Annotated in this window: 1 protein-coding gene; it reads right to left on the bottom strand. The window is 55.9% G+C overall.

Annotation, left to right across the window (positions count from 1 at the left end):
* Positions 1 to 959 (bottom strand): AMP-binding protein (locus Q4579_RS22915; RefSeq protein WP_303567270.1); only part of this gene is annotated, 959 nt, incomplete at both ends.

The following is a 959-nucleotide window of genomic DNA, read 5'->3' as shown; positions in this document are numbered from 1 at the left end:
ACTGTTGCCTCGGTCGGACCATACTGATTAAAAAGGGTTTCGACCGGCAATTGGGCCAGCGGGTTGAGCGATTCTCCACCCACATGCAAGACTTTCAGGGAGCTTCCGGTGAGCTTATCCCCCAGATAATTGAACAGCGCGGTCGGCAGGAATGCCTTGGAGATTTCGTGTTCATTCAGGTATGTCAGCAATGCCTGCTCATCACGTTGCATCACTGATGTGGCCAGATGCAACTCACACCCGAATATCAGGGACGGAAACAGCTCATACACCGATGCGTCAAACACGTAATTGGCAAAACACAGTACCTTCGACTGAGGGTTCAACTGGTGACTATCCCGCATAAAGTACGCCAGATTCACCACGCCCCGATGCGCCACCATCACGCCTTTCGGCTGACCCGTGGTTCCCGATGTGTAAATCACATAGGCCAGATCGGCCGGTGACGGCCCGCTGTCCAGGTTGCTGTCCGGCAATGTCTGCAACGCATCGCTGTCCGCCAGAAGCATCTGCGCAGTATGTCCGCCCGACAGGAGCGCCTCAACTTTCTCCCGCTGCGATGCATGAGTGATCACCAGTGGCGACTTGGTGTCTTCTAAAATGAACGCGCTCCGCTCCGACGGATATTCCGGCGAGATAGGTACGTAGGCCGCACCTGCTTTCAGCACCGCCAGCATACTGATGACCATCTCCGGGCTACGATCCAGATACAGCGCGACCAGTGTGTCCGCAGACAATTCGGCCTGATGAGACGCCCGGTATGTCTGCCGGATCTGCCGCGCCAGCTGATTGGCTTTGGCGTTCAGTTCACGGTAGGTCAGGGACTGCCCTTCAAACACCAGTGCAATGTTGTCCGGCGTCCTTGCCACCTGAGCTTCGAATAACGTGACCAGACTCTGGTCCTGCGGATACGAAGCTTCCGTCTGGTTGAAGGTGGTCAGCAGGGTCTGTTTTTCTTC

Source organism: Photobacterium sp. 1_MG-2023 (genome assembly GCF_030547945.1).
In the GTDB taxonomy this organism is placed as follows: Bacteria; Pseudomonadota; Gammaproteobacteria; order Enterobacterales; family Vibrionaceae; genus Photobacterium.
Note: the sequence above shows the minus strand (reverse complement) of the source record. Positions and strands in the feature narration are given on the sequence as shown.